The organism is Pseudosporangium ferrugineum, from assembly GCF_003002065.1.
Classification (GTDB): domain Bacteria; phylum Actinomycetota; class Actinomycetes; order Mycobacteriales; family Micromonosporaceae; genus Actinoplanes; species Actinoplanes ferrugineus_A.
Genome location: NZ_PVZG01000021.1, coordinates 1 through 19,070, shown reverse-complemented (window position 1 = coordinate 19,070; position 19,070 = coordinate 1). Strand labels below are relative to the sequence as shown.

Below are 19,070 nucleotides of genomic sequence, written 5' to 3'. Positions count from 1 at the left end.
CCGGGCGCCCCTGTGGACAACGCCGTTCGCACCGGATTCCGGTGACTGTTGGGACAATGTCGACCGCCGATATGGACGATTGACACTCCATCGATTATTGTCGCTCAGGACGCCGTTGCGAGTTCTTCCCCCGTGGAATTCGCAACGGCGTCCTTCGTTCGCACGGCGGGACGCCCCCGCCACCCGAGGGTGCCGAGGGCGCCGCTGCGCCGATCAAGCCAGGAAGCAGCGCTGACCGGAAGCAGCGCCGATCAGGCCGGAGGCAGCGCCGATCCAGGCCCGGAAGCAGCGCCGATCAGGCCTGGAAGCGGGTCCGGCGGCGACGGGCCACCCAGAATCCGCCCACCCCGGCCAGGAGCAGCAGCGCCCCGGCACCGGCCAGCGTCGCTGTCCGCGTACCCGTGATGGGAAGGCTGCCGCCCCCGCCGCCGGGAGCGGCCGTCGCGGGCGGAGTGGCAGGCGGTGTCGTCGGTTCTGGGCCGGACGGCGGGACCAGGGCGAGGAGGTAGTCGACCGCCCCGGTGACCCCCGGCTTCAGGGCGGACGAGCCGGCGCTCAGCGTCAGCGTGCCCCCGGCGCCCCGGACGACGGTCGTGCCGGGCGTCGCGGAGAGCTCGGCGAGGTCGCGGGCGCCGCCGTGGCCCTCGGCCCAGCCGGCGCTGACCCAGTGGAAGCGGAGGTCCTTGTCGAGGTCCCCGTAGCGTTGCCGGAGGGCGATCGCCACGGGCGCGGCCAGCCGCAGCGTCTCGCCGGCGGCCAGCTCACGGTCGAAGGCGCACCAGGCCGAGTCGGGCTTCGCCTCGAGCGCGTACCAGCAGTTGTCGTACCTGCGGGCGAAGACCAGGTCGTCGTCCGCGAGGCGCAGCTCGACGAGGAGACCCTTGACCGGCGTCGCGCCGGTGTTGCGGACGCCGACGGTCCCGGGCAGGGTGTCGCCGGGGGCGATGTGGTGGAGCTTGGGGCGTTCCCCGGCGACGGTGCGCTCCTGCACGGCGTCGAGGGCGGCGCCGTCCGGGTCCGACGGCGGCAGGACGTCCGGCGCACCCCAGGGCCCGTCGGCGGGCTTCTCGAACCAGACCGGGAAGATCGTGCCGGTCGAGTCGCTGTAGGAGGCCGACAGCCGCGGCGAGGCGGGCTCCAGGGTCAGGGTGCCGTCGTCGCCGCGTACGGCGGTCGTGCCCGCGGCGGCGTCCTCGTTCGCGAGCGCCTCGATGCCGCCGGCCGCGTCGGCCCAGGCCTTGCTCGACCAGCGCACCTTGAGGTACGGACGGTCGGGGGAGGGTGTGGACGGCTGGGCGTCGCCGGTGGCCGCGAGAACCGGACCGGCGAGCTGGAAGTAGGACGAGGCGGCGACCTTCGAGTCGAACTCGCACCAGGCCGAGTCGGGCCTGCCGTCGAGGGCGTACCAGCAGTTGTCGTACCTGCGCGCGAAGACCAGGTCGTCGGTGGTCGAGGTGAGCTGCACGACGACACCGTCCACCGTGGCGCCGCGGTTGCGCACGCCGATCGGGTCGCGCGTGATCCTGCCGGGGCGGAAGGTCAGCCCGTCCATGCGCCCGGACTCGCTGGAGCGTTCTCCGACTGCTTCCAGGCGTACGGAATCAGGGTCTGCCGGTGCCGCGACGGCGACCCCGGGCAGGACCGCCGCAGCCAGGGTGACGGCCGACAGCAGCGCGCCGGCCGGTAGGCGTTTGTTCATCTGGTGTTACCCCCGTGGATCGATGAGGGCAACACCCTACCTACGCCGCCGGGCCGTTCGTGGCCCGCCGATCGGCCCGATTCCGTACGCCCGGAGCCCCTTACGGAAGCAGCGGCGGCGCCTGCCGCGCGGCGATCCGGGGCCGCACCGCCACCTCGGGCGCGGTGGCGGCCGGCGCGGGCAGCGTCCCCACCAGGGGCAACGTCAGCGAGCTGCCCCGCAGGTCGAGCCGGACGGTTGCGCCCGTCGAACGATGCGGGAAGTGGTAGTCGTTGTCGCTGGCCATGACGATCAGCCCCAGCGCGTGCCCGGCGGCGATCCGCTGATCCGTGGCCTGCAGCGGAACGGTGACCGAATACCACCGGTCCGGCCGCAGCGGCGTCTCCGTGCGAAGCGTCCGATAGTGGGCCGCGTCCGTCCAGCCTCGGGTGAGAATCCCATGGTCGCTGGTCACCACGTCCTCGACGGCATCACGGATGCAGGCCTCGTCGGTCGCGGACGAGGCCCCCCAGCACGTCTCGGTGTCCAGCTGGCGGGTGCCGCCCCGCTCGTTGAGGTAGTCCACCCGGTCGGCGACGCCGTAGTCGACGAGGCGGGCGGACAACTCGGTGGTCGGCTTGTCCACCTTGACCCGCAGCGTCACCGACGGCGTGCCGGAGATGCGTACGCCCTCGGTCAGCGGCGCGGACAGGAACGCGACGCGGCCGGGCACCGCACTGCCCGGCGTCGCCACGGCGGTGGCCTCGCTCAGGTCGAGGTTGTCCGTCCACGTCCGCGAGCCGCTCCCGGACCGTCCACCCAGGGTGCCGGTCGTCCCGTCGCCGTCGCCCAGCGCCACGTCCGTCTCACGCACGCCCACCGCCGGCCAGCTCCGCTCGTCGACCCAGGTGCCCGGCGTGGTCTCGATCGACACCGCCGGTTCGCGGTCGACGCCGTTGGGCACGTCCCGCAGCCAGCGGTCGAACCACCGGTGCAGCGTCTCCAGCCATTCGCCGCGCCGGAGGTCGAGCGGGTGGATGTGCCCGACCTGCGACAACCACAGCTTCTTCGGTACGTCCAGCCGGCCCCACCAGGCGGCGAACTGCGTGGGCTTCACGTTGATGTCGTTGAGGCCGTGCACCATGAACACACTGGCCCGCACCTTGCGCGCGTCCCGCCGGTAGTCACGCTCCGCCCAGTACGCGTTGTAGCTGCCGGTCGCGTCGTCGCTGTCCTCGCCGAGCCGGGCGAGCATCGCCGCGCACGCTTCCGGCGGACGCGCGGAGACCACCGTGTGCAGGAACGCGGGGTACTCCGGGATGCGCAGCACGCCGTTGAAGCGCTGGTAGTCGTACCAGCTGGAGATCGCCGCGATCGGCACGACGGTCTCCAGGCCCTCGACGCCGGTGGCGGCCACCCCGTTCGCGACCGAACCGTCCCAGGACATGCCGATCATGCCGGTCCGGCCGTTGGTCCAGCCGGTGGCGACGGCCGGGGTGCCGTCCGCGTACGCGGCCCGCGCCCGCCCGTTCAGCCAGTCGATCACGGCCTTGGCGCCGAGCACCTCCTCCCGCCCGCCGACGTCCGTGCACCCGGTGGATCGGGCGGTGCCGGCCAGATCGGGCGCGACGAACGCATACCCCCTCGGCACGAAATAGTTGTCGTTCTCCGTCTTCAGCATGGCGATCGTGCCGCCGGCGTCGTACCCCTTGGCCCCCCACGCGTTGTACGGCGAGGCCTCGAGAACGACCGGCACCTTCAGCCGCCGCTCGGCCGCCTCCCGAGGCCGCACGATGTCCACCGCGATCCTGTCCCCGACGCCGTCACCGTCGTTGTCGAGCGCGGTCGACACCCAGACGCTCTCGCGGATCGCATTCTCGTAGGAATAGATGGGGGCGCTCCCACCGCCGCGTACCGGCGCGTCCGGCGCGATCTCCCGGTGCCGCACCGGCACGGTGGGCGTGGTGTCCCCCGGGCGGATGGGCACCGTCGGCGCGCTCCCGCCGTGCCGCACGGGCGCGGCCGCTGCCGGGACGACCGGAACGATCAGGGTGCCACCGATCGCCGCGGCGACGGCGAACGCGATCCTGCGGACTGATATCGACACCCGGCAGATCGTAGGGCGTCAATACCGTGCTTTCGTACGAATGGAGCACCGTTGCCCGGGTCATTGCCCCTTCGGCCACCGCCGAGCCGAAACGACAGAAGCCCCGCCGCTGCCGCGGTGAGGCTTCCGTGTACTGCTTTCACTTGGGGTGATCGACGGGACTTGAACCCGCGACCCCCGGGACCACAACCCGGTGCTCTACCAGCTGAGCTACGACCACCATGACACCGCCTGCGGCGGAGTTCTCCGCAGCGGGCGCCGGACAAGCATAGCCGGACCCCCCACCCCGCCGTCGACCGGGTTACCTCCGGGACCCGGCGACCTGGCGGAGGGACGCTACAAATGGCGCCGGTCCGGCTTCCGAAGGAGAAAACACGTGAGTACGTACGTTCTGGTGCATGGCGCCTGGCACAGCGGGCGGGCCTGGGACCGGGTGGTTCCGCTGCTCACCGCGGCGGGCCACGAGGTGTTCGCGCCGTCGCTGACCGGGCACGGCGACACGGCCGGCCTGATGCGGCCCGGCGTGGGGCTCGACACGTACGTCGAAGACCTCGCCCGGTTGTTCACGGGTCGCGGCCTGGCCGAGGTCGTGCTGGTGGGGCACAGCTTCGCCGGGATGATCATTTCGTCGGTCGCGAACCGGATGCCCGAGCGGGTGGCCCACCTGGTCTACCTCGACGCGATGGATCCGACCGACGGTCAGGCCGCCCTCGACGTCGCGCCGGCGGCCCAGAGCCTGATCGACGAGGCCGCCGCGTCGGACGCTCCGTGGCGCCTCCCGCCGCTGCCCCCGGCCTTCTTCGGCGTCACCGAACCGGCGGACGTCGCCTGGCTGCACACGATCCTGACGGACGAGCCGGCGCAGATCTTCCAGCAGCCCGCCAAGCTCGGCAATCCCGCCGCGGAGACGATCCCGGCGACCTACATCCGCTGCGTCGATCACCGGTCGGTGCCCGGCGCACCGCAGCCCGTGCCGGGCACCCGGCCGAACGGCGGTCCGGTGCGGGTGTGGGAGCTCGAGAGCGGTCACGACTGCATGATCACCACGCCGTCGGGCCTCGCGGAGATCCTCCTGAAGATCACCTGAGGCGCCCCCGCACGCGGAGCCTAGAGCTCGGCGGCGATCGCGCGGGCCTGGTCGACGTCCGGGCCGGGCAGCGGCACGAACAGCGTCCGGCGGTAATACTCCAGCTCGCGGATGCTCTCCCGGATGTCGGCGAGCGCCCGGTGCGCGAGCCCCTTCTGCGGCTGGCCGAAATACACCCGCGGATACCACCGGCGGGCCAGCTCCTTGAGCGAGGAGACATCGATCATCCGGTAGTGCAGGAAGCCGTCGAGCGCCGGCATGTCCCGGGCGAGGAAACCCCGGTCGGTCGCGATCGAATTGCCGCACAGCGGGGCCGAGCGCGGATTGGTCACAAACTGTTTCACGTACGCCAGGACGGCCTCTTCCGCCTCCGCCATCGCGACCGTGGACCGGCGCACCTCCTCGGTGAGGCCGGACTTGGCATGCATCTCCCGGACCACCTCGGGCATCGCGTCCAGCGCGGCGTCGTCGGCGTGGATGACGAGGTCGACACCCTCGCCGAGAACGTTGAGATCGGGATCGGTGACCAGCGCCGCCACCTCGATCAGGGCATCCTTGCCCAGATCGAGGCCGGTCATCTCACAATCGATCCACACCAGAAGATCCGCCACCCGATCAGCCTACGCGCACGAAGGGGTGACGCGCCGGTACGCGGGGCTCTACCCACCTGTTCGAGAGAGAACACGCCCAGACGCCCAGTTTCACCCTAGATCGCCCGTATTAGCGCGAGGACTACCCACTTCGCCTGTCGACGGGCTAAAGTGTGCTTAACGGACGAAGCCCCCCTTCGGTTACTCCGTTCCCCCGGTAAAGGGGCCCTCCACGTCGGCAGCGCGGAGGGCCCTTTCGGCGTCCCGCCGGGACGCGGGCAGCGGAAAGCCCCGGGCTTCCACCCGGGGCTCCGCCATACTCAGTCCTTGCCCTGCCCTCGACCCCGGCGCGGCGGCCGGGTCACCTTGATCGGAGGCTCCTGCTCCTCCGGCCCCGGCGACGGCAACCCGGAAGCCGTAACATTCCGCCGCCGCCTGGCCTTAGCCCCGCCGAGCAGCTCCGCCACCTCATCCTTGTAGCTGCCCAGCAGCCCCCTCTTCGCAGGAAGCCCCACCGCAGGCTTACCCGGCGCAGCCTTCACGGCCTCAGGGTCCGCGGCCTCAGGGTCCGCGGCATCAAGCTTCGGGGTCTCAAGCTTCGGGCTCTCAAGCTTTGCTGCATCCGGCCTCGGGGTCTCCGGCTTCCGGGTCTCCAGCTTTGTGGCATCCGCCTTCGAGGCCTCAAGCTTCGCGGCCTCAGGCAGCGCGGCTCCGGGCTTCGCGGCCTCAGGCAGCGCGGCTCCGGGCTTCGCGGCCTCAGGCTGCGCGGCTCCGAGCTTCGCGGACTGCGTGTTCTCGGTCTTGGGCGACTCGGGCCGTTCGCTCTCGGCCTTCGGCGCCTGGGCAGTCGGGGTCGAGCGCAGCGGAATCCGCTGGGCGGCGGGCGTCGTGGCCGCGGCCGGCTCGCTCCTCGCCGCACCGACGGTGGGCGCGGGCTTGGCGGACTGCGCGGGCGCCGGGGCAGCCTTCGCGGAGGAGGTGGGCGCCGGCGCAGCCGTGGCGGAAGAGCCAGGCAGCGACGCGGCCTTGGCGGAGGGAGCGGGCACCGACGCGGCCTTCGCGGACGGAGTGGGCACCGGCGCAGCCTTGGCGGACGGGGTGGAGAGCGACTCGCCCTTGCCGGGTGTTGCCTGCGAAGGCTCAACCCGGCCGGAACCGGCCGGCACCGGCTCACGGGACGGCTCGCTCGGACGGGACGGCCCGGGAACCGCCGGCCGAGTGGGAGCCGGTGAGGGCCCGGCGGGCTTGGCGGGCGAGGTCGGCGCCAGGGAAGTCGGTCGGCCCGGAGCGGGCACGGTGCCCGCCTTACCGCTCCGGGGACCGCCCGACACAGCCGGAGCCGCGGACGCAGCCGGAACTGCCGACGCCGCCGGAGTTGCGGGCGCAGCCGGAACTGCCGACGCCGCCGGGGCCGCGGGCGCAGCCGGAGCCGGAGCTCCCGATGCGGCCGGAGCGGCGGGTCCGGCTGGAATCGCGGGCGCGGACGGAGTTGCGGGCGTGGCTGGGCCCGCGGGTGCGGTCGTCGGGGCGGCCGGCACGGCGGATTTCGGGGTGCCTGCGGCTCCGACGCGGCCGGAGTCGGCGCGGGTCAGGCCCGTGGCGGCCCAGGCGTTGGGCGGCGGGCCGCCGAACAGGGCGTTGCGAGGAGCGGCCTTGGCCGCAGCCGCAGCGGGCGTCGGCACAGAAGCGGGCGCAGGCTTAGCCGCGGGTGTGGGTGCGGCCCCGGGCGCAGGCTTAGCTGCGGGTGCGGGTGCGGCCCCGGCCTTGGGTGCGGGCGCGGCCGCTGTCGCCGCGGCGAGCGCCGGGGTGACCGTGGGCTCCTGCTGCGTGCTGGCCGGCTCCTTTTCCTGGGGGAGGTGCTTCCGGGCGGCGATGTCGGCCGGTTTTGCGCCCGTGGCCGGTTCGTTTCGCGTGGGCCTGGTGGCGGCCTCCGGGTTGTCGGAGAGGCCAACCACGATGACGTCGTAGCCCTTCGGCATCGGGCCGATGGCCGGCGCTACGGGCCTGGCTTCGGTTGCCGGGCCGGTGGACGCGGCAGGCTTCGCGGATCCGGGCTGACCGGCGACGGGCTTTTCGGCCTTGGCCGACGGCACCGGCGCGGACTTCTCCGTGGCAGCGGGCTTCCCGGCCACGGCCGGCGACTTGGCAGCGGGCTTCTCGGCAGCAGCCGGCGACTCGACAGCGGAGTTCTCGGCCGGCGACTCGGCAGCGGGCTTCTCGGCCACCGCCGGCGACTCGGCGGCGGGGTTCTCGGCCGGCGGCTTGGCGGCGGGCTTTCCGGTCTTGGCTGGCGGCTCGGTGGCGGCCGGCCTGGGCTTGGCGGCCGGTTCGGCGGCGGGCTTGGGGGCCTTGGGGGCCGGCTCGGTGGCTGTGGCGGGCGAGGTGGCCGCCTCGGTGCCGGTCGGGGACTTGCGGGTTGCGTTCAGGGCTGCCAGGGCTCGGGCCTCGGTCTCGCGGGCCCGGACCGCCGCGGTTTCTGCCACCCAGGCGCCGACCGCCGAGGCCTCGAAGATGGGGAGGTCCGTGGGCTGGGGTGCGGTCCGGCGGCGGGGGCCGCGGGCGGCCGGCGGGTCCGTCGAGGGCGGTTCGGCGGGCGGGGTCACCCGGGGTGCGATCAGGCTCAACGGCTCCCCCGGCGACGGCGCGACGGCCGGCGATTCGGACGAGGAACCAGACGGGGAAGCAGACGAAGAACCGGACGGGGAACCGGAGGCCGGCGACGGACCCGACGGGGACGCGGACTGGGACGCGGATGGTGAAACGGACGCCGGGACCGGCACAGAATCGGCCGGGACGGAAGCCGGGACGGAAGCGGCCGGAACGGAAACGGCCGGGACGGAAGCCGGGGCGGGCGTCGGCAGCGGGATGGCGGCGCCGCGCTCGGACGGCCGGTTGCCCTTGGCGGAGGACGGTGGCCAGGTCAGGGCCGGCGGACGGCTTCGGGGCTGGGAGTCTGCGAGCGTACGCGGGCGGTGGGTTGCCGAATGCCGTCCTCCGCCCGTGCGGCTCAGCGGCAGGGGGGCGCCGATGGCCTGCATGAGGCTGGGGACCTGGCTCGGTTCGACGATGTAGACGACCTCGCGGCGGCGGGAGGGCCAGCCGAGGAAGATCATGCCGATCATGACGAGGAGGGTGCCCGTGATGAGCAGGGCCCAGGTGGCCTCGTTGAGCCAGCCGGGGCTGACCGCCGCCGTCGACTCGAGGCGTACGCCGGGCTGGGCCGCCGGGTTCATGATGATCAGGCTGTAGGGGGTGTCGCGGAGTTCGGTGGGGTTCCAGTCGACCGCGCCGGTGCCCGCGGCGATCCAGAAGCGTTCGCGGGCCGGCAGCTGTTCCGGCGCCCGGGTGCCGGGCACGAGTTTGCTGGTCACCGGGAGGTCTCCGGTGCCGAGGTCGATCGCGGAGACCGAGATGCGGGGGATGTCCGCCAGGTACGCGTCCGCCCGCGCCCGGGGTGCGAGGCCCAGGAACGCCGGGGCGCCGGAGGACGTCGCCGTGATGCGCAGCCGGGTGTCGCCGAGGCGGGCGAACGGGGCGTCGTTGATCAGCAGCGTGTCGACGTCGTCGATCACGATGGCGTACCCGGAGGTCGCCACCCGCTGCATGGTGCCGCTGAAGGCGCCGCCCGCGTCCCGGTGTTGCATGGCGGCCCAGAAGGCGCCGCCCACCAGTAGGGCCGGTAGTCCGACGGTCAGCATCAGCATGCCGAGGATCGTGCGGAACACCCGCATCGCGATCTCCCCCTTCTCGGTGGTACTGGCCAGACCATACAGACCGAAATAACACCAAAATGGATAAACCGCTACTTAGGCCCCGCAGGAGGGAGGCGGGCAGCAAAAAGGCCGGCCCCGCGCGTGAGGGAGGGCGCCCGCTCTACCCGCCGTGGCCCGTCGCCTGGCCCGCCACGGCGGCGACCGCGCCCGTCGCCTGGCTTGCCACGGCAGCTGCCGTGCCCGTCGCCTTGCCCGCAACGGCGGCGGCCGTGCGGACGAAGGCGGCCAGGGCCGGGGAGGTGGCGTGCTCGGGCCAGGCGAGGACGAGCGTGGTGGGCTCGGCGTCCTCGACGGGGACGGCGACCAGGTCGTCGCGGAACTGGTCGCGGATGGAGGAGGGGAGGACGGCGACCATGCGGCGCAGGGCGATGAGGTGGAGAAGCTGTCCGAGGTCGTGGACCTCGGGTCCGGGTGAGCCGCCCTCGGAGGCGCCCGGCCAGCGCGGCAGGGGCTCCCCGGCGAGGTCGTCCAGGCAGACCCGGGTACGGCCCGCGAGGCGATGCGATCTCGGCACCACGAGAAATTGAGGCTCGGTCAAGAGGTCCTGGGTGTCCAGGCCGGTGAGGTCGGGGTGGGGGCGGTGAAGCAGGGCGGCGTCGGCACGGCCCTCCCGCAGCAGGAGCTCACGCTCGCCGAAGCTGCACACCAGCTCGACCGGCAGCGCACCCGGCTCGGCCTGATAGGCGTCGAGAATCGCGGGCAGCAGGCCACCGTCGCCGCCCGGCTTGATGACCAGGACCAGATGCGGGTCGGCGCGGCCGGCCCGCCGGGTGCGGCGCGCCGCGGCCGCCGCGGCGTCGAGCACCGTACGGCCCTCGCGGAGCAGGACGGCCCCCGCCTCGGTCAGTGCGACCCGGCGACTGCCACGGTCCAACAGGGCTACGCCCAGCCGTCGTTCGAGCTGCTGAATGGCGCGGGAGAGCGGCGGTTGGCTCATCCCCAGCCGGGCGGCCGCCCGGCCGAAGTGCAGCTCCTCGGCGACAGCGGTGAAGTAGACGAGCTCGCGGACCTCCGGTCTCTCCATACCCGCACGGTATCGCTGAGTGCGTGATCGGTGTTGGAACCCCCGGCCGCCCCGGTGGTTGGCTGAACGCATGACAGAAACCACGACTGCCCTGGTCACCGGCGCCAACAAGGGCATCGGGCGCGAGGTCGTAGCCCAGCTCGCCGCGCTCGGCACGAACGTCGTGCTGGCCTCGCGCGACCCGCACCGCGGTGCGGCGGCCGCAGCCGGCCTGGGCCCCGGGGTGTACCCGGTCACCCTGGACGTCACCGACCGCGCCGGCGTCCTGTCCGCCGCCCGCTGGATCGAGGAGCGCTTCGGCCGGCTGGACATCCTGGTCAACAACGCCGGCATCGGTGGCGACCTCGCCGCCCAGAGCCCGAGCAGCGTCGAGTTGCCCGTCGTACGCGAGGTGTTCGAGACCAACGTGTTCGGCGTGATCAGCGTGACCACCGCGATGCTGCCGCTGCTCGCCCGCTCCCCCGCCGCCCGGATCGTCAATGTCAGCAGTGGACTGGGCTCCATCGCCCGGATGACCGATCCCGGGGACTACTTCACCACCCGGCCGCCGCTGGCCGCGTACGCCCCGTCCAAGACCGCACTCAACTCGCTGACCGTGCAGTACGCCAAGGAACTGCGCAGCCGCGGCATCCTGGTCAACGCCGCCGATCCGGGGCCGAGTGCGACCGACTTCACCACCGCGTTCCCCGGCCTCACCCGCACCGCGGCCGACGGCGCGGCCGTGATCGTCCGGCTCGCCACGCTGCCCGACGACGGGCCGACCGGCGGCTTCTTCGACGAGAACGGCCCGGTTCCCTGGTGAGCCGGGCGGCTAGGAGATCTTGGCGGTCATCGTCAGCGTGGACTGGTCGATGTCGCTCGTGCGTACGGTGAACTTGAACGTCCAGTCCCCCGCCATCGGCAGCGCGATGTCGCCCACCGCGTGGAAGTCCGTGAGGCGCAGCAGCGGCACCTCGATCGGCTCGATCCCCTTCGCCGGCAGGGCGGCCGTCGCCGTCCACTCGACCACCGGCAGCGGCTTGTTGTCCGGCGTGTACGCGTACAGATGCAGGGAATTGTTGCCCACCGTGGCCGGGAAGACGTCGACCTGGAGCGACACGGAGTCGTCGGACACCGTCTGGGTGATCGTCGTCGAGGTCGCCGCGGTCTCCGACGCCTCGGCCGTGCGCGGCGGCGGGATCTGCACGAGCGCGGCGGTCACGCCCAGCACGACCGCCGTCACGGCCAGCTCCGCGAGGACCATCCGGCGCAGCGTGCGCGGCCCGGTCTCGGCCGTGCGGTTCCGGACCAGGGTTCGGGCGTACGCCGCGAGCCCGAGCACCACCGCCACGAGCGCCACCTTCACCAGGATCAGCCGCCCGTACGTGCTCTGGAAGAGCCCCTTGAACGACGCGATCTCGATCAGGGCCTGCACCACGCCGGCCAGGACCAGCGCGGTGACCGCGGTGGCCGCCCAGCGCGACCAGATGGGCAGGATGGCGCCCAGCTCGCGTTCGTCGGCCCGGCGCAGCAGGAAACCGGTGAGCATGACCAGGCCGCCGAGCCAGACCGCCATCGCCGCCAGGTGGATCGCGTCCACGACCACGGACACCCCGGCCACCGGCGACGCGGTCGGGTGCCCGGTCAGCGGCCAGGTCGCCAGCGCGGCGACGCCGAGCACGCCGAGCAGCGCCAGGTCCGCTCTGCTCTCGCCGCCGGCCCCGGTGAGCAGGGGACGCAGCAGGAACGCCGCCGCGACGATCACGCCGAGGCGGACCAGCATCACGGCCCCGAACGTGCTGCCCAGGACGTCCTGGAGGTCGTCGGCCGAGACGTCGAACAGGCCCGTTCCCGTCGTGTACGGCGCCTGCAGCCACACCGCCAGCGCGGTGCTCCCGAGCACGAGGCCGATGCCGGTCCAGACCAGCCGCGCCGGGCCGACCCGGGACAGCCGGTGCGGCCACAGCAGCGCCAGCACCAGCACCGGGCCGACGAGCAGCACCAGGCCCGCGTACCCGAGATATTTGCCGACCGGGATCAGGGCCCGCACGACCGGATCGACCGACTGGTCGAGCTGGGTCTCCGTCGGCGGCGCCGACGCCGCACCCACCGAATACGTCAGCGTGCCCGCGACCGGGTGGCTGTCGGCCGAGACGACCCGGTAGCTGACCAGGTAGGTGCCGCGACCGCCGCCGGAGCGCAGCGGGATGGTGACCGTGCTCCCGTTCGCCTGCGGGTCGCCCTGGTCGGCGCGGCTGCCGTCGGGCGCGAGCACCTGGATCTTGCCGGAGATCAGCTGCACCGACTCGCTGAAGGTCAGCGTGATCTTGTTCGGCGCGTCCGGGACGATGGTGTTGCTCCCCGGATCGCTGGCGACCAGGGCGGCGTGCGCGTCGGCCGGCCCCGCCGGCCCGAGAAGCACGGCCAGGAGCCCGAGGAGCAGCCCGGCGAGAGCCGCCGATGCCCGGCGTCGATCAACGGTCATGCCCGCAATGCTCCCCGATGGCCGCACGGGGGCGACAGCGTGGGGGGTCGGCCCGCGTACGATCTCCGGTTGTGACGCCCGATGCTCTCACCGCGCTGGCCCTGCGGGCGCGGGCCGGCGACCCCGCCGCGCAGTCCGGCCTCGTGCGCGGCACGCAGGCCGAGGTGTGGCGGTTCACCGCCGCGCTGGTCGACCCCGGCGCGGCCGACGACCTGACCCAGGAGACGTATCTGCGGGCGTTCCGCGCGCTGCCGGCGTTCGAGGGTCGGGCGAGCGTACGCACCTGGCTGCTCGGCATCGCCCGCCGCACCTGCGCCGACCACCTCCGGGCCGTGGTCCGGCGCCGCCGCCTCGACGCCCGCCTCGCCGCCGAGGCGTGGGCGGACCGGCCGCAGCATCCCGACCCCGCGCACCGGCTCGGCGCCGCCGACCTGCTGAGCCGCCTCGGCGAGGAGCGCCGCACCGCGTTCGTGCTGACCCAGGTGCTCGGCCTGTCGTACGCCGAGGCCGCCGACGTCGAGGGTGTCCCGGTCGGCACGATCCGCTCCCGGGTCGCCCGCGCCCGCGACGAGCTCGTCACGGCGGTGGCCGAGGCTCAGGCCGGCTGAGGCCGTCCCCAGCAAACCCTCAGCCGGGGGAACGGAACCCGGCGGCGCCCCGCGTCGACTAAGGGGGCGTGAGCGTGAGGATCTGGGTATCGACCGTGGCGCGGCTGGGCCTGGCCGCGGTGTGGCTGGTCGCCGGCGGCCTCAAGGTCGGGGACCTGGCCGCCTCCGGGCGGGCCGTCAACGCGTACCAGCTGTTCCCGTACGAGGTGGCGAAGGTCATCGGCGCCGCCCAGCCGTTCCTGGAGATCGCCCTCGGGCTGCTCCTGCTGGCCGGGTTCGCCGTACGCCTGACCGCCGGCATCTCGGCCGCCCTGCTGGTCGTCTTCATCGCCGGCATCGTCTCCGCCTGGGCCCGCGGCCTGCAGATCGACTGCGGGTGCTTCAGCACGGGCGGGGAGCTGGGTGCCGGGGCCGATCCCGCGTACGGGTGGGACCTCGCCCGCGACGCCGGGTTCCTCCTGCTCGCCGGGGTCCTGCTGTGGCGGCCGCGGACCCGCTATTCGATCGACGGCATCCTGATGGGGGACGAGCAGTGAGCAAGGGCACCAGGGAACGCGCGCAGGCGAAGCGGGTCGTGCAGGAGCAGCTCGCCAGGGAGCGCCGCCGGACGGTTACGCTGTGGACCACCATCGGGGTCGTCGCGGTGCTGGTCATCGCCGGCCTGATCGGCTGGGGCGTGGCCGCCGGGCAGCAGAACGACGCCGGGGGCAAGCTGACCGTGCCGCCCTCGGCGGTCGACGACGGTACGGCGTTCGCGCGCGGCTCCGGCCCCGTGACCATCGACATCTACGAGGACTTCATGTGCCCGGCGTGCGGCCAGTTCGAGAGCTCGAGCGGCGCCACGCTCACCCAGCTCGTCGACGCGAACAAGGTGACCGTGCGCTACCACCCCATCGCGATCCTCGACCGCTATTCGAGCACGCGGTATTCGACGCGCTCCGCGGGCGCGGCGGCGGCAGCGGCGGCCGGCGGGAAGTTCTACGAGTACCACGAGGTGCTCTTCGCGAACCGGCCCGAGGAGGGCAGCGCCGGGCTGGACAACGCCAGGCTCATCGAGCTGGGCCGGTCCGTGGGGCTGACCGACCGGGCCTTCGCCGACGCGATCAACGCGAAGACGTACACCGCGTGGGCGACGAAGGTGACCGACACCGCGTCGTCGCGCGGGGTGACCGCAACCCCGACCGTGCTGGTCGCGGGCAAGAAGCTGGACGCGCCGTCGCCCGGGGCGCTGACCGCCGCGGTGGAGGCGGCCGGCGCGTGAGACGCGGTGTTCTCTTCCTGGCGGTGCTGGCCGGCGCGTTGCTCGTGCCTGCCGCTCCGGCGTCCGCCCACGGCGGGGAGGCGCCGGACGCGACCGCCTACCGCATCGAGGTGACCGGGCTCAGCGTCGCCGCCCCGGGGCTGACCGTACGGGTGGTGGAGGCGGGCGCGCGGCTCGAGCTGACCAACGACACCGGGCGGACCGTGGAGGTGCTCGGCTACTCCGGGGAGCCGTATCTCGAGGTGCGGCCCGACGGCACCTATCAGAACGTCAACTCGCCGGCCGCGTACACGAACCGGACGCTCGGCGGCGACACCCCCGTACCGTCGAATGCCGGACCGGCCGCGGCGCCGCAGTGGGACCGGATCTCCGGGGATCGCACCGTGCGCTGGCACGATCAGCGCATCCGCTGGGCCGGCGCCGACCCGCCGCCGGAGGCCGCCGCCGACCCGTCCCGCCCGCACAAGCTGCGCGACTGGTCCGTCCCGCTGCGGCAGGGCGTGACCACCTTCGCCGCGACCGGCACGCTGACCTGGGAACCGCCCCCGCCCGCTTGGGCCTGGTGGGCCGGCGCGATCGTGCTCGCCGCGGGGGTGACCGCGGCCGGACTGCGGCTCCGGCGGGGCATCGGCGCGGTCGCGGTCGTCGCCGGCACGATCGCTCTCGCGTACGCGGTGACGCGCACGACCGTCGGCGTCGGCGGCCAGGCCCCGGCGATCGGCGCGGCGGCGATCGCGGTCGCGGCCGGGGTCCTGACGCTCCGCGGAGGCACCCCGTTCGTGCTGGTCGTGGGCGGTGCCGCGCTGGCCGTCTTCGGCGGGCTCGCGGACGCGGGCGTGTTCACCCAGGCGGTCGTCGACTTCCCCGGGCCCGGCTGGGCGGCGCGGGCGGCGGTGCTGTTCGCGATCGGCGCCGGGGCGGGCGTCGGAGCCACGGGGGCGCTGCGGCTGCGCTCCCCCGCCCCGGCACCGATATCTTCGGACGCATGACTGAGCGCCTCTCGCCGGGTGATCCGGCCCCCGAGTTCTCCCTGCCCACCGACAGCGGCGACACCCTCACGCTGAAGGATCTGCGCGGCCGCAAGGTGGTGCTGTACGCGTACCCGGCGGCGATGACCCCCGGCTGCACCACCCAGGCGTGCGACTTCCGCGACTCGCTCGGCTCGCTGCAGGCGGCCGGCTACGAGGTCGTCGGCATCTCCCCCGACACCCCGGCGAAGCTGGCGAAGTTCCGCGAACGCGACGCGATCACCTTCCCGCTGGTCAGTGACCAGGACAAGAGCGTGCTGACCGCGTACGGGGCGTACGGGGAGAAGCAGCTCTACGGCAAGACGGTGACCGGGGTGATCCGCTCGACGTTCGTGATCGACGAGGACGGCACCGTGCAGAAGGCGCTCTACAACGTGAAGGCGACGGGCCACGTGGCAAAGCTGCGACGGGATCTTGGTATCGACTGACTTTCCGGGCGATTTCTCGGATCCTGGGGTGTGGTGCCGATAAGCGAGGTAACCACCAGACATCCCGGAGACGCCGATGCCGACTGCCAAGCCGACCCGCCGCTCCCGCCGGGGTGCCGCCGCCCACCGTCGCACCGCCACGCCGCCCGCGGCGTCCCCCAAGGCTACGTCCGGGCGGCGCCGCCGGGTCGCCCTGCCCGGCTTCGCCCGCAACCTGAGCGTCTCGCACAAGCTCATCGCCAGCTTCGGCATCCTCAGCCTGCTGGTGGTGACGGTCGGCGCGTTCGGCCTGTACGAGCTGAACTCCGCCAACACCCGGCTCGAGGCGATCGGCACGAACAACCTGCGCTCCACCGACCTCATCGGCGAGGTCCGTGCGGACGTGCAGCAGGCGACCGCGCTGTCGTACAAGTTGATCGTCCGTTCGCCGCTGGCCGACGTGAGCAGCGTCGAGACGACCATCGGACGGCTCGACCGGGAGATCGACGACAACTGGAAGGCGTACGCGGCCCAGGAGACCCCGGGCTCCCAGGCCGACCGCGCCGCCTTCGTCGCGGCCCTGGCGGAATACCGCAAGGTCCGCAAGGAACAGCTCGTGCCGGCGGCGATGGCCAACAGCCTCTCCTCGTACCTCGGCGCGCAGAACAGCTACATCGACCCACTGACCAGCAAGATCACGGTGGCCCTGAACAACCTCGCCGACCTCGAGGACAAGCTCGCCCAGCGGCAGATGAGCGACGCCCGTACGAATGCCGACCTGGCCAGGATCATCACGATCGTCCTGATCGCCGGCGCCGTGGTCTTCGCCATGGTCATCGCGATCGTGGTCAGCCGGGCCATCGCCGGCCCGCTCGGCCAGACCGTGACGGTCCTCGAAGGCCTCGCCGAGGGCCGCCTCGACCAGCGCCTCAAGGTGCGCAGCCGCGACGAGGTGGGCCGCATGGCCGAGGCGCTGAACACCGCGCTGGACCGGCTCACCGCGACGCTGCGCACCATCGGCGAGAACGTGACCACCCTGGCCTCGTCCTCGGAGGAACTCACCGCGGTCGCCGGCCAGATGAACTCGTCCGCGGCCCGCTCGGCCGGCCGGGCCCGGGCCGTCTCCGCCGCCTCCGACGAGATCAGCCACAACATCACCACGGTGTCCGCGGGCGCCGAGGAGATCGGCGCCTCCATCGCCGAGATCGCCCGCAGCACCTCCAGCGCGGCCGAGGTCGCGGGCCGGGCGGTCCGCATCTCCGGCGAGGCCGGCGAGATCCTCCAGCAGCTGGGCACGTCCTCCGCCGAGATCGTCTCGGTCGTCAAAATCATCACCGGGATCGCCGAGCAGACCAACCTGCTCGCCCTCAACGCCACCATCGAGGCGGCCCGCGCCGGCGAGATGGGCAAGGGCTTCGCGGTCGTGGCCGGCGAGGTCAAGGAACTCGCCCAGGAAACGGCCCGCGCCACCGAGGACATCCGCACCCGCGTCGGCGCCATCCAGACCGACTCGACCGCCGCGGTCACCGCCATCGCCGAGATCGGCTCGGTCATCGACCAGATCAACGCCACCCAGACCGCCATCGCCGCGGCCGTCGAGCAGCAGACCGCCACCACCAACGAAATGACCCGCAACGTCGGCGAGGTGGCCAGCGGCTCCACCGAGATCTCCGCCAACGTGGCCGAGGTGGCAGAGGCCGCCGCGGAAACCACCAGCGCGGCCTCCAACACGGCCGGCGCGGCCGACGAACTGGCCCGGGTCGCCCACGACCTCCAGAAGAGCCTGGCCATGTTCCGCTACTGACCCCTCCAGCCCGCCCCCGACCCACGGCGGCTGTCACGCGGCATGATCCGCGAGGCGGCCGCCGTGCCACGCCAGCCGGGCGGGCGGCGCAGCCGCGAGGCCGTGGACGCGGCCCATCTCGCGGAGCAAGCGCGATCCGCGGGGGCCCGCTCATCACACCGGCCCGACCCGACCGAGCCGGGACCCGGCTCGGTCCTGGCCGGGTAGCCCCGCGCGCTTGTCGGCGCGCCCGACGCAGGTGGCCTCGCGCACTCGTCGCCGCGCCCCACGCAGGTGGCCCCGCGCACTCGTCGCCGCGCCCCACGCAGGTGGCCCCGCGCACTCGTCGCCGCGCCAGACGCAGATGGCCTTGCGCATTCGTCGCCGTGGCCGCCGCAGGTGGCCGGGGCGGGAATCAGCCGGACGGCCGCGCGCGGCGGCGTGGGGATAAGCCCTAGAGTGGTCACCGCGGGGCCGTAGCCCAATTGGCAGAGGCACATGGTTTAGGTCCATGGCAGTGCGGGTTCGAGTCCCGCCGGCCCCACTCACAGCATGTCAGCGTGCGGCGAGGGCGACCTGCGAACGCTCTGCTGTCCTGCGCCGCGGGCCAGCGGCCAGTGCGTACTGGCCGGGATCAGGGTTACAGTTTGCGCCGCGCTCGGACTGCGGCAAGTGAGCGTGTCGATGCGGGACTTCCCAAGGCGTTGTCTCTTCGTGCGGCAGGCCCCGCAAATCGCCGGGGTGGGCGGCCAGCCCGAGAACCCGACAGGCGACTGAACAGGATTCGACGCACGGCCGAATCGGAGAGATCAATCCCTCGGGAAGCCGTCCTGAATTTCGGGGACGACGCGGGCCACCAGAAACTTCGGAGCCATTTCGCAGTAGCTGTCGGCGACCAACTCGGCGACTTCGGCCCAGTCGGTATGCTCGCCGAGGACGGCGCCCACGACGTTGCGGCCCCAGTCGGCCTTGAAGTACGGAAATCCGTTGCCGGTCAGAGCGCGCAGATCCTCGACGGGCGCACGGAACGTCATCACGATCGGCCCGTCGCCGTCGGCCACATACGGGGCGTACACCGGATAGCGGTCGGGATCGGGCGAGTACACGTGCACGAAGGTTCGCGTACGGATGCGCCAGCGCACGCCGATCCAGGCCGGCTCTTCGTGGCTCTTCGAAGTTGAGCGGGGTTCGTGACTGAAGCCGACCCGTGTGTGAGGGCTCGCAGCTCATCAGTGATCATCTGAGTGTCTAGATCGGACG

The 19,070-nt window shown here is 73.0% G+C and carries 15 protein-coding genes and 2 tRNA genes; 9 read left to right on the top strand and 8 right to left on the bottom strand.

What is annotated here, in order from left to right; genetic code table 11:
• Positions 1-295: 295 nt before the first annotated feature.
• The 3 genes from CLV70_RS39920 to CLV70_RS31835 form a co-directional block, all read right to left on the bottom strand.
• Positions 296-1,699 (bottom strand): LPXTG cell wall anchor domain-containing protein, encoded by a 1,404-nt coding sequence (locus CLV70_RS39920; RefSeq protein ID WP_106130333.1) that lies wholly within the window; start codon positions 1,697-1,699, stop codon positions 296-298.
• A 100-nt stretch (positions 1,700-1,799) separates the two neighbouring features.
• Positions 1,800-3,785, bottom strand: a complete 1,986-nt coding sequence (locus CLV70_RS31840; RefSeq protein WP_245908589.1) for a Xaa-Pro dipeptidyl-peptidase — start codon at positions 3,783-3,785, stop codon at positions 1,800-1,802.
• Between the two features lie 144 nt (positions 3,786-3,929).
• Positions 3,930-4,005, bottom strand: a tRNA-His gene (locus CLV70_RS31835).
• 156 nt (positions 4,006-4,161) lie between these two features.
• Between CLV70_RS31835 and CLV70_RS31830 the strand changes: the two genes are divergently transcribed.
• Positions 4,162-4,872: an alpha/beta fold hydrolase gene (locus CLV70_RS31830; protein ID WP_106130332.1), complete on the top strand. Its 711-nt coding sequence runs from the start codon at positions 4,162-4,164 to the stop codon at positions 4,870-4,872.
• Positions 4,873-4,892: 20 nt separating this feature from the next.
• On the opposite strand, the gene orn is transcribed toward CLV70_RS31830, so the two are convergent.
• From orn to CLV70_RS31805, 3 genes are all read right to left on the bottom strand, one after another.
• A complete protein-coding gene (gene orn / locus CLV70_RS31825; RefSeq protein ID WP_106130331.1) occupies positions 4,893-5,483 on the bottom strand; it encodes an oligoribonuclease in 591 nt (196 codons plus the stop codon).
• A gap of 299 nt (positions 5,484-5,782) precedes the next feature.
• Complete coding sequence (locus CLV70_RS39315) at positions 5,783-9,193, bottom strand: hypothetical protein (RefSeq protein WP_146164229.1); 3,411 nt, start codon at positions 9,191-9,193, stop codon at positions 5,783-5,785.
• A gap of 142 nt (positions 9,194-9,335) precedes the next feature.
• Positions 9,336-10,259, bottom strand: coding sequence for a LysR family transcriptional regulator (locus CLV70_RS31805; RefSeq protein ID WP_106130327.1), 924 nt, complete (start codon positions 10,257-10,259; stop codon positions 9,336-9,338).
• Positions 10,260-10,329: 70 nt separating this feature from the next.
• Here CLV70_RS31805 and CLV70_RS31800 point away from each other — a divergent pair, with 70 nt between their 5' ends.
• On the top strand, positions 10,330-11,061 hold the full coding sequence (locus CLV70_RS31800) for an SDR family NAD(P)-dependent oxidoreductase (RefSeq protein ID WP_106130326.1): 732 nt from the start codon (positions 10,330-10,332) through the stop codon (positions 11,059-11,061).
• Positions 11,062-11,070: 9 nt separating this feature from the next.
• On the opposite strand, the gene CLV70_RS31795 is transcribed toward CLV70_RS31800, so the two are convergent.
• On the bottom strand, positions 11,071-12,732 hold the full coding sequence (locus CLV70_RS31795; RefSeq protein WP_170148690.1) for a copper resistance CopC/CopD family protein: 1,662 nt from the start codon (positions 12,730-12,732) through the stop codon (positions 11,071-11,073).
• 62 nt (positions 12,733-12,794) lie between these two features.
• Here CLV70_RS31795 and CLV70_RS31790 point away from each other — a divergent pair, with 62 nt between their 5' ends.
• The 7 genes from CLV70_RS31790 (at position 12,795) to CLV70_RS31760 (ending at position 18,354) form a co-directional block, all read left to right on the top strand.
• Positions 12,795-13,331, top strand: coding sequence for a sigma-70 family RNA polymerase sigma factor (locus CLV70_RS31790; protein WP_106130324.1), 537 nt, complete (start codon positions 12,795-12,797; stop codon positions 13,329-13,331).
• A gap of 68 nt (positions 13,332-13,399) precedes the next feature.
• Entirely contained in the window at positions 13,400-13,867 is a 468-nt protein-coding gene (locus CLV70_RS31785; RefSeq protein ID WP_106130323.1) for a MauE/DoxX family redox-associated membrane protein, read from the top strand.
• Positions 13,864-14,592: a DsbA family protein gene (locus CLV70_RS31780; RefSeq protein ID WP_106130322.1), complete on the top strand. Its 729-nt coding sequence runs from the start codon at positions 13,864-13,866 to the stop codon at positions 14,590-14,592. Before CLV70_RS31785 ends, CLV70_RS31780 begins: the two co-directional genes overlap by 4 nt.
• On the top strand, positions 14,589-15,581 hold the full coding sequence (locus tag CLV70_RS31775; RefSeq protein WP_245908588.1) for a hypothetical protein: 993 nt from the start codon (positions 14,589-14,591) through the stop codon (positions 15,579-15,581). The genes CLV70_RS31780 and CLV70_RS31775 overlap by 4 nt, the downstream gene beginning before the upstream one ends.
• Positions 15,578-16,048, top strand: coding sequence for a thioredoxin-dependent thiol peroxidase (gene bcp / locus CLV70_RS31770; protein ID WP_106130321.1), 471 nt, complete (start codon positions 15,578-15,580; stop codon positions 16,046-16,048). Before CLV70_RS31775 ends, bcp begins: the two co-directional genes overlap by 4 nt.
• A gap of 76 nt (positions 16,049-16,124) precedes the next feature.
• Positions 16,125-17,831, top strand: a complete 1,707-nt coding sequence (locus CLV70_RS31765; RefSeq protein ID WP_106130320.1) for a methyl-accepting chemotaxis protein — start codon at positions 16,125-16,127, stop codon at positions 17,829-17,831.
• Positions 17,832-18,280: 449 nt separating this feature from the next.
• Positions 18,281-18,354: transfer RNA gene (locus CLV70_RS31760), tRNA-Leu, on the top strand.
• Between the two features lie 265 nt (positions 18,355-18,619).
• Here the strand turns inward: CLV70_RS31760 and CLV70_RS31755 are convergent.
• Positions 18,620-18,922 (bottom strand): MmcQ/YjbR family DNA-binding protein, encoded by a 303-nt coding sequence (locus CLV70_RS31755; RefSeq protein WP_211303968.1) that lies wholly within the window; start codon positions 18,920-18,922, stop codon positions 18,620-18,622.
• Between the last annotated feature and the right edge of the window lie 148 nt (positions 18,923-19,070).

Bases quoted from the DNA above. Each gene is read 5' to 3' on its own strand.
- CLV70_RS39920 (WP_106130333.1), bottom strand. From the start codon at position 1,699: ATGAACAAACGCCTACCGGCCGGCGCGCTGCTGTCGGCCGTCACCCTG.
- CLV70_RS39315 (WP_146164229.1), bottom strand. From the start codon at position 9,193: ATGCGGGTGTTCCGCACGATCCTCGGCATGCTGATGCTGACCGTCGGA.
- CLV70_RS31800 (WP_106130326.1), top strand. From the start codon at position 10,330: ATGACAGAAACCACGACTGCCCTGGTCACCGGCGCCAACAAGGGCATC.
- CLV70_RS31805 (WP_106130327.1), bottom strand. From the start codon at position 10,259: ATGGAGAGACCGGAGGTCCGCGAGCTCGTCTACTTCACCGCTGTCGCC.
- CLV70_RS31765 (WP_106130320.1), top strand. From the start codon at position 16,125: ATGCCGACTGCCAAGCCGACCCGCCGCTCCCGCCGGGGTGCCGCCGCC.
- bcp (WP_106130321.1), top strand. From the start codon at position 15,578: ATGACTGAGCGCCTCTCGCCGGGTGATCCGGCCCCCGAGTTCTCCCTG.